We start from the raw sequence: 13,217 nt of genomic DNA on the forward strand, positions 1-13,217 counted from the left end.
GCTTTGAAATATTGCCCGCATATGGGTTAATAGAGCTTTCTTTAATCTAATAACTATAAACATAGGAAATACAGAGACGTTTCATGTGGACTATTCCTAATATCATCACCATTATCAGAGTATTGCTAATACCTGTTTTTGTTATCGTGTACTTTCTAGATTGGAAGTGGGCTCATCAAGCAGGGGCATTTATATTCTGGTTTGCAGCCATCACAGACTGGTTTGACGGATACCTAGCCCGTAAACTAAACCAAACCACTGCCTTTGGCGCGTTTTTAGACCCAGTTGCAGATAAACTCATAGTCGCCGTCGCTTTACTACTTATTACTCATAGTTACGCCAATGTATGGATAACCATTCCTGCGGTGCTGTTAATGTCTAGAGAAATCTATATATCTGCATTGCGTGAATGGATGGGACAAAAAGGTAAACGAGACCTAGTAAAAGTATCTTTTACAGGCAAAGCCAAAACCATGGCACAAATGTTAGCCTTAATTGGTTTACTCTCAGAAATGGAATATTTTATGGGAATTCAAATTTATTGGGTTTCCCTCGGATATATTTTGTTATATTTTTCAGCAGTGTTGTCTTTTTGGTCAATGCTGGTGTACACCAAAGCAGCATGGGAAGATCAAAAAAACTCATGAATATAGGGCTGATTTATAGGCTTTTGTGCAAAATTAGCGCGTTCAAGTCAAAAATTAGCCAGTCAGTTCAAAAAGTTACTTTTTGTTGTTGACTCCCTTGTCTTTGAATGTAGAATGCAGCCTCAGTTTTAGGGAGCCAAACGATTTAACAATCAGGCAACTGAAAAACTCAATGAAATGTAAAGTAAATTATGCGGGAATAGCTCAGTGGTAGAGCACAACCTTGCCAAGGTTGGGGTCGCGAGTTCGAATCTCGTTTCCCGCTCCAATTTCTTTCATTTTTAAGGTTTTACTTAAAGTACAGGTTTTATTTTAAGATAAGATTCGGCGGAATGGCAGAATGGCTATGCAGCGGATTGCAAATCCGTGGATCTCGGTTCGACTCCGGGTTCCGCCTCCATAAACGCTTAAGCAATACCAGCTTACTTTTTCGAGTAAGTACCCCCGATGCCCGGGTGGTGAAATTGGTAGACACAAGGGATTTAAAATCCCTCGTTCGTAAGGACGTGCCGGTTCAAGTCCGGCCCCGGGCACCATTTTGTACTTTCTAGTTAACAATCGTTTAAAACATTCAATATGTATTTGTAGATATCTATCTACATAGTTAGTAATACCAGCTTGCTTTTTTTAGTGAGTACCCCCGATGCCCGGGTGGTGAAATTGGTAGACACAAGGGATTTAAAATCCCTCGTTCGTAAGAACGTGCCGGTTCAAGTCCGGCCCCGGGCACCATTTCTTAAGTTTTAAATTCTCAAAAAATATCCAGTTAATCAGAATCCACGTTAGGCATCATCATGTAGGTCGGCATTCATGCCGTCAAAACTCCCAAATTAAAAATGTTTGACTATATTTGATGGGCTAAACCCCAACCTACAAGGAAGATATTTATGTCATGGAGTGATTTAAGAAAAGGTCGTTATTCTCTTGCCGAATGTGAATACTTTATTACTTTTAATACTCTAGATCGACAACCGTTTTTTAAAGACTTCGATCTAGCCTGCTTGTTTAGCCAACAAATCAGCGTTAATGAAACAAAGCACCATTGTACCTGGTTAACCTGGGTACTTATGCCAGATCATTTTCACGGCTTGGTACGCTTAGGTTTAAAAGATTCGAACTTGTCAAAATTGGTAGGTGCATTGAAAGGCGCTAGTAGCTTTAAGATTAATAAACATAGAGGGTGCAGTGGCAATGTTTTGCAGCCTTCGTTTTATGATCGAGCATTACGTGCAGAGGATGATAGAAAAAACATGGCCAGATACATTGTAGCTAACCCGTTAAGAAAGGGATTAGTAAGGCACATTAAGTATTATCCATTTTGGAATTCAGTATATTTGTAGGTTGGTATATCAGAGCGAAATTTCATGTAGGTCGCCCTTTAGGGCGTCATAACTATGTAGGCCATTATAATGTAGGTCGGCATTTATGCCGTCAAAACTCCAAACCTAAAATGTTTGTCTATATTTGATGGGCTAAAGCCCAACCTACAGGGGGGGAAGGTATGTAGGCCGGTCTGATCTCATGTAGGTCGCCCTTTAGGGCGTCACACCGACGTTAGGCATTATCATGTAGGTCGGCATTTATGCCGTCAAATGCATTTGGCGCGACTCTACGACTCAGGAGTAGGAGGGAATGATGCTAGAATTTTAGCGACTAGCTCATCAATCTTTGTTTGTAGCTCTATGCTGTTACCCGAGTCTATTTCAATCTCGTCTATGCCACTCCAGATAATCCTGTCACCTTGTTGTATATCTATTCTCAGGCTTTGATAAATTGTTTCTTGTTTACCCAATGGTAGGCTTACAATACTGCCTAACGAAATGCCACCAGAGCGGCCTCCAAAACCAGTCCCTAGTCCAATAGAGAAGCTACTATTACTTGGCTCTGTAGAGGTCACTGCAAAATAACTCACAGCTATATCGCTTTGCGATGCCTCAGTCTTGTTTAGCCCTTTCGCGGTTAGGTTTTGCTCTATGCTATTACTCAGTAAAGTTGAGCGTAATTGGTCTGGGGAGTCTACGGGCAGGTCTAGAGAAAAACTTTGTATGTCCGAGAAACTAACAGTCTTATCGTAATCAATTTGGCTAGAGGTACTACAACCTAAAAATAATACGGTTACAATTAAAAATAAAAATGTGCGTTTCATCAAAGTTGAGTCCTGAGTAAATTAAAAATTTAATACAATGTGTACGCTGCAGTTGCAAATAAAGAGCACTAAACCCTTTATTAAGTTCACTATTGTTCTTAAGCCTACCTACAAACTTATGCTAACACTAATGGGTTTAACTATATGGTTTACAGGTAATTGTTTAGCATCACATTAAACAACCTGTAACTAATGTCGTAAATTTAATCTGTAGGCAGCTTTAAATAGATTTTGTTTCGATTAAGGTAAGCAAGCTTACTGAGTGGCAAGTTTGAAGTAACTGTGATCATTAAGGGCTTTGCTTATCATCATGGCACCTTCAAGCAAGCTCACTGTGGTGATGGCGGCTTGTTCTGGGTCTGATTCGCCATTAGCGATGTGCGCTGCTGTCAACCAAGCCAGGTTTTTACTAAAAAAGCGTTTAACTTCTGTTTGTACTTTTTCGGGTAAGCTTTCGTTTTGAGCGCCTAATAGGCCACATAAACACATTTTATTGTCATTCAATAAGGCGTGTTTGAAAATCTGCGTATAGGTATCAATTGGGTTTTTATCTTGTGCTTTAATTTGGTCCACATCACCTAATGCCGCCATAAATGCGTCTGTATATTGATGAGCTAATTCGGCACCTAAATCTGCTTTAGTAGGAAAATGGTAGTGCACACTGGCACTTTTAATACCTACTTCGTTTGCTAATTCTCTAAAGCTAAAGTTGCTGTATCCACCAGCTCGTACTTTATCTTCTGCAATTTTTAACAGTTCTTCCTTTTTGCTCATGATTACCCCTTACATCTGTGAAAGTAATTATCTATTAGCGAATAACGCAATACAAGGGCTTTCATTTTTAGTTTCGGTCTAACAACTAAGCCCTATTTGGGTCTGAAACTCCCCATAACTGCATCAAGTAAAACCACATTATTTTTACCTATAATCACACTGACTCGCACTAGAAAGCTTGACCGTTTAGCTCACTTTTAGTCATCAAAAAAAGCGTAAGTTCTGGTTTCTATACTCTGGCGCGGCGAACCATGCTCGTTTTGACCTGATAACGGAAAAGCCGTATGCATAGCAAAACCCGCTTTAGATTTATCTGTATCAAACCCTTTGATTAGCATGGCTTCGCTTGAGTCCATGTGTGAGTAAAAATACCATTTTTGGTTAGGGTTTTGTTTCACAGCAAAAATCTCACCTCGATGCTTTTCACCTGTATTCATGTCGTTAAAGGCAATATGAGCGGTGACAAGGTCGCTTTCATCTAGCGATTGGTAGTCCATAAATGCCAATGGATCTTTTTGAACCACTCCCGCGATAGAGCGCCATACGTTAATTTGCACCATTCTTTTACCTGCATACTTGCTCATGACATCAGCATCTAGTTCTGACTCAGCTCGAATAAACCCGGTTTCATAGGTGTAATCATTATGAATATGATATGCGGGGTGGCGGTTAGAGCCTTCAATACCCCGGCGTACAGTATGATCAAATGCCACGACATGGCTGGCGCCAAGTTGCTTTTTAACTAAGCCCTCTACTTCTGCATAATACGAGGCTTTTACTGCTGCTGAGTCTAAATAATCTACCTTGTTCGGTGTAAAGCTTGCTAACTCAAAGCCTTGTTTGTCTAAACTGAATGACACTTCAGGCACTGACCTAGCATCAATAATTTCGGCACCTTCAAAGCCGTAATTATCACTATATTCTTGTAGCTCGTTAAATCCCGAATAATTGATAACAGGCGTACTCGTCGATTCTTTTTTAATGAAGTGAAGGGTTGTTTTTTCTGTCTTGTATTGCATGACGACCTCTTATTTATTTTTACACTTATTTTATCTATCTACTGGTAGGTATCTTATTGTGCTGTGTAGACCACTGTCAATTATTTTTTGTTTAAAAAATACTCGTTAAATTTATGCTGATGATTTTATAAATTTAAAGATTATATAAATCAATGCCTTATGATTTATTTCAAGTTGGGTTATAAAAATTAAATTGACTACCTCCTGGTAGGTAGGTATCGTTTGCTGCGTTCAAAACATAATGTGTTTGCAAGGTGATAAACGAATTACTTGCAAATATGCAGTAACAATCAAACTTAAAATAAGAGGGTTTCAACATGATCGGATACACTACAATTGGTTCAAAAAACCTAGACAAAGCAGTGGCATTTTACGATGGGCTATTAGCGTTAGTTGATGGAAAAAGAGTAATGGAAATGGACCGTATTAAGTTTTATGGGACAGAAGCGGGCGGAGCCATGTTGGCTGTGTGTACGCCTTACGACAACAACCCACAAACAGCGGGTAATGGTCAACAAGTTGCTATTCCAGGTGGCTCTATTGAAGGTGCTCAAGCACTTTATAATAAGGCGATTGAATTAGGCGCAACAGATGCCGGAGAGCCAGGGCAGCGTTTCGATTTCTTTTATGGTGGCTACGTTTATGATCTAGATGGAAACAAACTATGCTTTTTTCATATGACCTAATGTTATTAAGTCATACTGGTCAGGTCGGCTACATGCCGGCCTTCTTTGGTTATGACTTTTATTTTCAATCATAGTTAGCAACATAACTTGGTTTCACATTATTAATGGCACAGTAGCCCTTAGCTTGATACACATTGATAATACATAGCAGGATAAATTAAGAGGTAAATGATGAAAATAGCAGCAGATTTTAAACAAAGAGCATTAGTGCATTCTGAATCTTTACCTTGGCTGACATCACCTATGCAAGGTGTAGAAAGGCGCATGCTAGAGCGAGTTGGCAACGAAGTGGCCCGCGCCACAAGTATTGTAAAATATGCCCCTAAAAGTAGCTTTTCACCCCATGTACACACAGGCGGCGAAGAATTCATTGTACTAGAAGGCGTATTTCAAGATGAGCATGGCGATTTTCCTGCAGGCACTTATGTACGTAACCCGCCGCAATCTAGCCATCAACCCGGCTCAGATGAAGGCTGTATTATATTTGTAAAACTGTGGCAGTTTCAGCCTAACGACAGAACCCATATTAATATTCAGATGGATAACGCCGCGCCTCAAGCGGATGAAAACATGCCCGGTGTAGCGGTAGCATCGCTATTTAAAGACGACTACGAAGAAGTCAGTGTGTTACACCTTGATCCCAACACTGTGTATCAACAAAGTGTTGCAAATGGTGCTGAGTTATTTGTACTACAAGGAAGTGTACTAGAAAACACAGACCGGCTTAAAAAGCACAGCTGGTTGCGCTTACCAATAGGCTCAACTATCAAGGCACAAGCGGGCTCAGAAGGGGCAAAAATCTGGATGAAAACAGGGCACCTGTCAGATGTAAATAATCAAATCGACAGGCTGCATAGTGCTTAACCTATTATGATTAAAATTAATCAAAGCCAACCCAGCTTAAAACCCAAAGGCTCGTAACCTGCAATACATAAGTTGCTTTATACAAACAAAACCGCCGCTAATATTGAGCGGCGGTTTTGTGTTTCTAAAGGGCAATTAACAAGGTTTTTGCTTATTTTAATTCAATAGGTGAGCGACTAGCTTATTGAATTTCTAGTAGCTCTACTTCAAAAATCAATAAAGAGCCTGCGGTGATTTTGCCTGTAGACTTATCGCCATAGCCCAAGTTTGCAGGGATAAAAAACTTAAACTTATCGCCCACAACCATTAATTGCACACCCTCAGTCCAGCCAGCAATCACTTGATTTAAACCAAAACTGATAGGTGAATCACGCTCTACCGAACTATCGAATACTGTGCCATCTAACAAAGTGCCGTGGTAATGCACTTTAACTTTAGAACGGGCAGTGGGGTTAATCTTGCCATCCCCTTTATTTAGCACTTCATACTGCAAGCCAGAAGGTGTTTCTTGCACCCCAACAACGGTTTTGTTAATGCCTAAAAACTCTTTCGCCGCCGCTTTGTTTTCAATGGCTAATTTTTTATTAGCAGCGGTTCGGTTGAAGTAAAGTACCGCAACGGCAATTACGATAATGATTAAGATAAATTTCATGAAAATTCCTATTAAAAATACAGTGACTAACTAAGCTCTTAAGCATAAGAGTTAACACACATGGTTTGAGCGCTAAACAGGTTGAGTTAGATAGGGTTTATTTGACCATAATACACTATTTACCTGTGATGCTTAAGGTAGCCTAGACGTGAGCTTGATTTTTTCTTTGAGGGCTTCGGTAAGCACTATTCCGGAGTGTTCTTAGTATATTATTGGTTAACACTCTGTAGATCTTGACCTAATGGTTAATATCAGTGTCTTTTGCAGTAAGTGTAATATTAGGGATTATTTTTCCATATTGCCAATCGTATATGATAGGTTCTAATATAACTCATTTAGCTCTAAAGGGACTTTAATGGCTCAGTTATTTAACCTTATTTTTAGTGATGAACCTCAAGATGAATTTATAAAATTCACTGATCAACTACTTAAAATTTTTCAATCTTGTAGGATCAACTTTCTGATCGGTGCAGGGGCTTCACAGCCAGCAATAAATGTAGCAGGAAATATTGAAAAAGAAGTTTCTGATTTATATAAAGCTGATAATGACAATGAAGCTACTAATAAGTTATATAGCTTTCTACAAGAGATCTCAGTAGTAAATAGTAAATTAAGCGAAACAACTCTTAATGGTGATGTTGCTATTACTCACGATGCTTACAAAGAATTTATTAAGCATATTGAAACCATTCTTACAGAACGAAAAACTAAAATATTACCAAGGCAAGTAAATATCATTTCAACAAATTATGATCTATTTGTTGAACGAGTTGTTGGAGAGTCAGCAGTTTTAAATTTAAATGATGGTTTTAAGCGTACAGCAAATTATAGTGGTAAATTCAAATTTTCAGCGAGTAGCTTTTTTACATCTCAATACAGTAATGGCAACTTGTATAATTATAAAGTTGAACTGCCATCAATAAACTTACTAAAATTACATGGTTCTTTATCTTGGTCTATAGATGAAAGCATTAATGAAATAATTTATAATCGACCAATTTTTTCTATGCTTCCAGATATTGAAAATAAAGAAGTATTTCTTGATAACATAGCACTTGTTTTACCTCGAAAACATAAATTTGAACAAACTGTTTTACAGCTTATTTATTATGACCTGTTAAGGCTCTTTGCTAATGAACTTGACCGTGAAAATGTATTACTCATGAGTTTTGGTTTCTCTTTTGCTGACGAACATATTTACGAAATAGTAAAAAGATCATTAAAAAACCCAACATTAAAGCTAATAATTTTTGCTTATAATAATGTTGCAAGACAAAAATATAGTAAATTGTTTGCTGATTATAATAACGTAACGATCGTTTATTCAGGCGATGATAGTAAACCAGTAAATTTTAATGCACTTAATAGACTACTTGCTTCTGTTTTACCAAGTTATAAGGAGTTATAACAATGGATAATGTTGCATTAGCATCGGAAGCTATTTTACGTATTGGTGAAGTAATTGAAGTCCAAGGACGAAAAGTATTCATTCTTGTTGATAAAGAAAAAAATCTTTCAGAATTATTGTTTTATGGTGATGTATTAAAAAATATCTCCGTAGATAGTTATGTTGAAATTAGAAAGGGATTTTTAAGTTTAATTGGTAAAGTTGAAGGTGAAAAAATTGTTGAAGATAAAGAAGAATTCAACGATGTAGGCTATGAGAAAAGAGATACAAGTAAAAGAGTTTTATCCATATCATTAGCAGGTTACTTAAATTTAAATGGTCGTTTTGTAGGTGGCGTAGTTGAAATGCCTCTTATTGGCAATGAAGCATTTATTCTTACTAAATCAAAAATACATGCTATTCATAGCTTAACTGATAAAAATCAAGGTTCAGTAACGTTTGCTAAAACAGATACAGATAGTTTTGATGTTTCTTTCCCAATTAAAGGTCTGTTTAATAGCCATTTAGCGGTATTTGGCAACACAGGAAGTGGTAAATCGAATACTGTGGCTGCAATGTATCAGCAACTTGTTAGATACTTAGAAGTGCGAAATAAAGACGTTTTTCAAAGTAATTCTAGGTTTGTGCTATTTGATTTTAATGGGGAGTATATTGCTGATAACTGCATAACGAATAATAAAAAAGTTTTTAATTTATCCACACAAAAACCACATGGTGGTAATAAAATTCCAATTTCACAAAATACCTTAATGGATTTACCTTCATTATGTGTTTTAGCTGATGCCACTGAAAAAACTCAAAAACCATTTATTAAAAGAACGCTGGATTTACGGAGCAGAGTAAAAGCTTCTGATAATTCATTAAATTATTTAAAAAATTTATTAAAAAGAGCAATATCTGACACATTAAAAATGACGGATAAAACCAAAGTATTTTTAATTATTGATTATTTAAGGCAAGTTCTACCTGAAACATCCCATGCTGATGGTAGTTTAATCGATGTTATTTCGGATTTAGAATGGTTTAATTATAGTAATGAATTTAGAACTAAAGCTCCCAATCACTTTTATTTACAGCAAACACCACAGGAAATTAATAATACCATTTTATATAAGAGGGCAAATCAAATTGAATTTAAAACAGACACCATATCTGATTTTATAGATTTTGCTTACCTTCAATTAGCGTTTGATCTTATTTCTAATCGTGCAATGAACGAGCATATTTCGCCTGTTATTAATAAGTTAAAAAGTAAGCAAAAAGATATTGATAAAATTTTTGATACAACAGAAGAAAAACATATTTGGGATCATAATTTTATTATCATTAATTTGAATGAAGTTAATATTGAAATGAAAAAAACCATTCCTTTATTGCTTTCAAAGTTTTTATATTCTGATCATAAAGTACATAAAAATAAAAAATCATTAACTTTTATTATTGACGAAGCTCATAACATTTTATCGAGAGAATCATCGAGAGAATCTGAAAGCTGGAAAGATTACCGACTTGAAACATTTGAAGAAGTTATAAAAGAAGGGCGTAAATTTGGTGTGTTTGTTACTATTTCCAGTCAAAGACCATCGGATATATCACCAACAATAACGTCTCAAGCACATAATTATTTTATTCACCGTTTAGTAAATCAAAAAGACTTAATTACAATATCCAATGCAGTATCATATATAGATAAAGTTACTGAAGAATCAATACCAATATTGCCGACTGGAACATGTATTTTTAGTGGTGTGGCAAGTCCTATGCCTTTAAAGTTGAAAGTGAACGCTTTGCCAGAATCAGCACAACCACAAAGTACAACGCTAGATTTTCTTGAAATCATTCCTGAATCTGATGTAATGTGAGCTCTCTCTACAAGTATGAATACAAAGCCCTCATCGTAACAGTGCAATACAGCAATCTTACTTACCCCCCAAAGTAATCTGCCATACAACGGTTAATTTAAGCGACTTATCCCGTCTTTGAGTTTTCTATGGGTTTAGGAGTTGCATGCTTATCGGTATCTTCATATTCTGCTAAAAAAACAAATGGGGAATGCTTATGTGCGATGACTTTACAGAAAATGATAACAGTGAATTTGCAAAGAACGGCGGTGAATTAAGTCGCCGTAATTTTGGCAAGCTAAGTGCGGCGGCCATCTTTTCTTTGGCGTTTTCAGGCTTGGCAAAAGCCTCTGGTGCCTTTGAGGGCGACTTGGTTGAATCTGAGGTAAATGTACAAATGCCAGACGGCGTGTCTGACAGCTTTTTTGTTCATCCTGCTAAAGGCACACATCCTGGTATTTTAATGTGGCCCGACATTCGTGGGCTAAGACCTGCATTTAAAGCTATGGCAAAACGTTTGGCTGCTGAAGGTTACGCTGTGTTAGTGGTTAACCCTTTTTATCGTGATGCAAAAGCGCCGGTTGTCGACCCAAGTGCCAGTTTTAGCGATCCTAAAATACGCGAAGTGCTTATTCCTATGTACAAAAAGCTCGACCATAAAAATAGTATGTCTGATGCACAGGCTTACATTCGTTTTATTGATGCCCAAGCAAGTGTTGATACCAAACGTAAAATTGGTACCGCTGGGTATTGTATGGGCGGGCCTTTGATTATGCGTACTGCAGGCGCGGTACCCGAGAGAGTAGGGGCGGCGGCTTCATTCCACGGTGGTGGTTTAGTTACCGATAAACCAGATAGCCCACATTTGTTGATACCTACCTCTAACGCTCAGGTGTTACACGCTATTGCGGCAAATGATGATGAGCGTTCGCCTACAGTAAAAGGTGACCTAATTGAGGCATACAAAGCGGTTGGTACACCAGCTGAAGTAGAAGTATATCAAGGCACATTGCACGGCTGGTGTCCGCCAGACTCGCCAGTCTATAACGAAGCTCAGGCTGAAAAAGCATGGGCCCGATTATTGAATCTATATAAAACAGCTTTGGTGTAAGTCACCTAATAGGTGTTAGCGGCCTTAACTGCTAACACCTTGTTCATCAGATAGCGTAACGTGTTTATGCACTTGCACTTACGCTGCACGCTGCTACATAACACATCCTCAATAGGCTCTTTTACCATATCAACCAAAGACTAAACCGCTAGCTTTACCAAGCAGTTGAGCATTTAATGCGCTGCGCAGTGAGTTACTTTAATTAGGTGCTGTATTTAGCAAAGAATACCGTATGATTGCGCAATAACGAGTGCATTCATTTTTTAAGGTAAGTGGCGTGAAAATTAACACTAAAATATATAAGGCTGTGTATAGCCTGTCAGAAAAGCTAATGGCGGCGGCCGATAGAGAAAATCAAAAGGAGTTTGATAGGTATTTTGCAGAACTTAAAGCTATTTGTGTAGAGAACGAGAACACGCCTAAAGATCACCCCGAGCAGTGGGAAACATTGGCTGATTTTACCGAAGACTTGGCCGAGGCTGTAATTGGGTATCAAAAAGCGCTCTCAAAAGCCGAGGCGATTAATTCGAAAGATCATATGTCGTCTATCGGGTATTCAATGGCTAGGTTACAGGTTGAATTGGGTGATAACAACGGGGCCGTTAAAAGCCTAGAAGCGGCAAAAATTAGTGCTAATAAAATTCAAGATAACGAGCTTAAAGCAGAAATACAGCAACTGCTTGATTCATTGCGTTAGGCTTGTCTTAATGGCTAAAGCAAAGCTAATTTTAAGCACAACATTTAACTCTTCCTCTTACATCTCATAGGGTACGCATAGGCATTATGGCCAGAGAAATATTATCGTTAAACTTGAAAAGAAAAAAAGTCAGCAAGCCTGCTGATAGCCAAGTTAACAAACATGACGTTAACCCATCGCCCACCAAGCAACCCGTTGAAGACCCTCAATCTCGTTTTTTAAAGGGCACAGCGGTTAATCCTTATGAGTGTATTCAACTATCGTTAAGCTCTAACGAACCCACTATGCGGGCGATGGATATGTTTACGCCTATTGGCAAGGGCCAACGTGGCTTGATTGTAGCGCCGCCAGGGTGTGGAAAAACCACTATGCTAAAACACATTTGTCAGGCAGTAGGGGCGGGGCACCCAGAGATAAAACTCTATGCGTTACTGATTGATGAACGCCCAGAAGAAGTTACGGATTTTACCCGTAGCGTGCCTGCAACGGTACATGCCTCATCTACCGATGAAAGTTATGCTCACCACGTCCAAGTGGCGAATAACTTACTGAATATCGCCCGCAAAGAAGCTGGCGAAGGGCATGATGTGATGATTGTGATTGACTCATTAACCAGACTTACGCGGGTGCACAATGCTAAACAAAAAAGCAGTGGTCGCACTATGTCGGGTGGCCTAGATGCAAAAGCAATGGAGATGCCTCGCAAGTTATTTGGCTCAGCCAGAAAAGTAGAAGACAGCGGCTCGCTCACCATTTTAGCCACAGTACTTGCTGATACCGGCAGTCGTATGGACCAAGTGATATTTGAGGAGTTTAAAGGCACAGGTAATATGGAAGTGGTATTGTCGCGAGAGGCGGCCAGCCAACGGGTATTCCCAGCGCTTGATATATCAAAAAGCAGTACACGCCGAGAAGAGCTGCTACTAGCCCCTAAAACCCTGCCTAACATTAGAGCACTACGCAGGGGATTAACTGGTCTTAAACCCGTTGATGGTGCTAAAAAACTAGTTGAATTACTTAATAACTACCCAACCAATGCAGAGCTGCTTCATCGTTAACCTAAAAAGCGCTTTGGTGCGGAGGGTGTTTTAGATTGACAGTGCACTTTTGTAAGTGCATTGTCAAAGTCATTTGTTATTGTTCCTTAATGGTGCCAATTCTTTTATTTGCGTAGTCCAAAACAAGAATATATTTGTCTTCTAGAATGGCATTGCCCATTAAACCTGCGAGTCCTGCTTTCGAAAAATCTAGTTGCGGATCTTCTGAGTAGTAGATATTGCCATCGACACAAATGGTGCCAAGGCAAATAGGTGACAGTGATTTGGCACCATACAAGACTATTTTACGGCCCCAAGCGGGGACTTCCATTACA

The 13,217-nt window shown here is 38.5% G+C and carries 14 protein-coding genes and 4 tRNA genes; 13 read left to right on the forward strand and 5 right to left on the reverse strand.

Going from position 1 to position 13,217, the window contains the following annotated elements:
• The first annotated feature begins 83 nt into the window (after positions 1-83).
• From pgsA to ABJE44_RS10945, 6 genes are all read left to right on the forward strand, one after another.
• Positions 84-647 carry a CDP-diacylglycerol--glycerol-3-phosphate 3-phosphatidyltransferase gene (gene pgsA, locus ABJE44_RS10920; protein WP_348110594.1) on the forward strand — a complete coding sequence of 188 codons (564 nt, stop codon included), beginning with the start codon at positions 84-86 and terminating at the stop codon, positions 645-647.
• A 193-nt stretch (positions 648-840) separates the two neighbouring features.
• Positions 841-915, forward strand: a tRNA-Gly gene (locus ABJE44_RS10925).
• A gap of 58 nt (positions 916-973) precedes the next feature.
• Positions 974-1,047, forward strand: a tRNA-Cys gene (locus tag ABJE44_RS10930).
• Between the two features lie 49 nt (positions 1,048-1,096).
• Positions 1,097-1,183, forward strand: a tRNA-Leu gene (locus ABJE44_RS10935).
• Positions 1,184-1,292: 109 nt separating this feature from the next.
• Positions 1,293-1,379 (forward strand) — tRNA-Leu (locus tag ABJE44_RS10940).
• A gap of 155 nt (positions 1,380-1,534) precedes the next feature.
• A complete protein-coding gene (locus ABJE44_RS10945) occupies positions 1,535-1,987 on the forward strand; it encodes a transposase (RefSeq protein WP_348110595.1) in 453 nt (150 codons plus the stop codon).
• A 269-nt stretch (positions 1,988-2,256) separates the two neighbouring features.
• Here the strand turns inward: ABJE44_RS10945 and ABJE44_RS10950 are convergent, their stop codons facing one another.
• From ABJE44_RS10950 to ABJE44_RS10960, 3 genes are all read right to left on the reverse strand, one after another.
• Positions 2,257-2,793, reverse strand: coding sequence for a DUF4136 domain-containing protein (locus ABJE44_RS10950; protein WP_348110597.1), 537 nt, complete (start codon positions 2,791-2,793; stop codon positions 2,257-2,259).
• 255 nt (positions 2,794-3,048) lie between these two features.
• Positions 3,049-3,567: a TetR/AcrR family transcriptional regulator gene (locus tag ABJE44_RS10955; protein ID WP_348110598.1), complete on the reverse strand. Its 519-nt coding sequence runs from the start codon at positions 3,565-3,567 to the stop codon at positions 3,049-3,051.
• Positions 3,568-3,764: 197 nt separating this feature from the next.
• Positions 3,765-4,586: a CmcJ/NvfI family oxidoreductase gene (locus ABJE44_RS10960; RefSeq protein WP_348110600.1), complete on the reverse strand. Its 822-nt coding sequence runs from the start codon at positions 4,584-4,586 to the stop codon at positions 3,765-3,767.
• A gap of 317 nt (positions 4,587-4,903) precedes the next feature.
• Here ABJE44_RS10960 and ABJE44_RS10965 point away from each other — a divergent pair, with 317 nt between their 5' ends.
• Entirely contained in the window at positions 4,904-5,272 is a 369-nt protein-coding gene (locus ABJE44_RS10965) for a VOC family protein (RefSeq protein WP_348110602.1), read from the forward strand.
• A gap of 171 nt (positions 5,273-5,443) precedes the next feature.
• Positions 5,444-6,136: a cupin domain-containing protein gene (locus ABJE44_RS10970; RefSeq protein ID WP_348110754.1), complete on the forward strand. Its 693-nt coding sequence runs from the start codon at positions 5,444-5,446 to the stop codon at positions 6,134-6,136.
• Between the two features lie 181 nt (positions 6,137-6,317).
• Here the strand turns inward: ABJE44_RS10970 and ABJE44_RS10975 are convergent, their stop codons facing one another.
• A complete protein-coding gene (locus tag ABJE44_RS10975; RefSeq protein ID WP_348110603.1) occupies positions 6,318-6,788 on the reverse strand; it encodes an FKBP-type peptidyl-prolyl cis-trans isomerase in 471 nt (156 codons plus the stop codon).
• Between the two features lie 355 nt (positions 6,789-7,143).
• Here ABJE44_RS10975 and ABJE44_RS10980 point away from each other — a divergent pair, with 355 nt between their 5' ends.
• The 5 genes from ABJE44_RS10980 (at position 7,144) to rho (ending at position 12,903) form a co-directional block, all read left to right on the forward strand.
• On the forward strand, positions 7,144-8,196 hold the full coding sequence (locus ABJE44_RS10980) for an SIR2 family protein (protein WP_348110605.1): 1,053 nt from the start codon (positions 7,144-7,146) through the stop codon (positions 8,194-8,196).
• A 2-nt stretch (positions 8,197-8,198) separates the two neighbouring features.
• Positions 8,199-10,058, forward strand: coding sequence for an ATP-binding protein (locus ABJE44_RS10985; protein ID WP_348110607.1), 1,860 nt, complete (start codon positions 8,199-8,201; stop codon positions 10,056-10,058).
• Positions 10,059-10,254: 196 nt separating this feature from the next.
• Entirely contained in the window at positions 10,255-11,148 is an 894-nt protein-coding gene (locus tag ABJE44_RS10990; RefSeq protein WP_348110609.1) for a dienelactone hydrolase family protein, read from the forward strand.
• Positions 11,149-11,479: 331 nt separating this feature from the next.
• Entirely contained in the window at positions 11,480-11,845 is a 366-nt protein-coding gene (locus ABJE44_RS10995) for a tetratricopeptide repeat protein (protein ID WP_348110755.1), read from the forward strand.
• An 86-nt stretch (positions 11,846-11,931) separates the two neighbouring features.
• Positions 11,932-12,903: a transcription termination factor Rho gene (rho, locus tag ABJE44_RS11000; protein ID WP_348110611.1), complete on the forward strand. Its 972-nt coding sequence runs from the start codon at positions 11,932-11,934 to the stop codon at positions 12,901-12,903.
• A 76-nt stretch (positions 12,904-12,979) separates the two neighbouring features.
• Here the strand turns inward: rho and ABJE44_RS11005 are convergent.
• The coding region (locus ABJE44_RS11005) for a hypothetical protein (RefSeq protein ID WP_348120762.1) at positions 12,980-13,217 on the reverse strand (238 nt) is incomplete at its 5' end.

The organism is Paraglaciecola sp. (genome assembly GCF_039942875.1).
In the GTDB taxonomy this organism is placed as follows: domain Bacteria; phylum Pseudomonadota; class Gammaproteobacteria; order Enterobacterales; family Alteromonadaceae; genus Paraglaciecola.

Excerpts from the sequence above, each read along its gene's own strand:
- ABJE44_RS10980 (WP_348110605.1), top strand. The coding sequence starts at position 7,144 with ATGGCTCAGTTATTTAACCTTATTTTTAGTGATGAACCTCAAGATGAA.
- pgsA (WP_348110594.1), top strand. The coding sequence starts at position 84 with ATGTGGACTATTCCTAATATCATCACCATTATCAGAGTATTGCTAATA.
- ABJE44_RS10990 (WP_348110609.1), top strand. The coding sequence starts at position 10,255 with ATGTGCGATGACTTTACAGAAAATGATAACAGTGAATTTGCAAAGAAC.
- ABJE44_RS10975 (WP_348110603.1), bottom strand. The coding sequence starts at position 6,788 with ATGAAATTTATCTTAATCATTATCGTAATTGCCGTTGCGGTACTTTAC.
- ABJE44_RS10970 (WP_348110754.1), top strand. The coding sequence starts at position 5,444 with ATGAAAATAGCAGCAGATTTTAAACAAAGAGCATTAGTGCATTCTGAA.
- ABJE44_RS10965 (WP_348110602.1), top strand. The coding sequence starts at position 4,904 with ATGATCGGATACACTACAATTGGTTCAAAAAACCTAGACAAAGCAGTG.
- rho (WP_348110611.1), top strand. The coding sequence starts at position 11,932 with ATGGCCAGAGAAATATTATCGTTAAACTTGAAAAGAAAAAAAGTCAGC.
- ABJE44_RS10955 (WP_348110598.1), bottom strand. The coding sequence starts at position 3,567 with ATGAGCAAAAAGGAAGAACTGTTAAAAATTGCAGAAGATAAAGTACGA.
- ABJE44_RS10995 (WP_348110755.1), top strand. The coding sequence starts at position 11,480 with ATGGCGGCGGCCGATAGAGAAAATCAAAAGGAGTTTGATAGGTATTTT.
- ABJE44_RS10950 (WP_348110597.1), bottom strand. The coding sequence starts at position 2,793 with ATGAAACGCACATTTTTATTTTTAATTGTAACCGTATTATTTTTAGGT.
- ABJE44_RS10960 (WP_348110600.1), bottom strand. The coding sequence starts at position 4,586 with ATGCAATACAAGACAGAAAAAACAACCCTTCACTTCATTAAAAAAGAA.
- ABJE44_RS10945 (WP_348110595.1), top strand. The coding sequence starts at position 1,535 with ATGTCATGGAGTGATTTAAGAAAAGGTCGTTATTCTCTTGCCGAATGT.
- ABJE44_RS10985 (WP_348110607.1), top strand. The coding sequence starts at position 8,199 with ATGGATAATGTTGCATTAGCATCGGAAGCTATTTTACGTATTGGTGAA.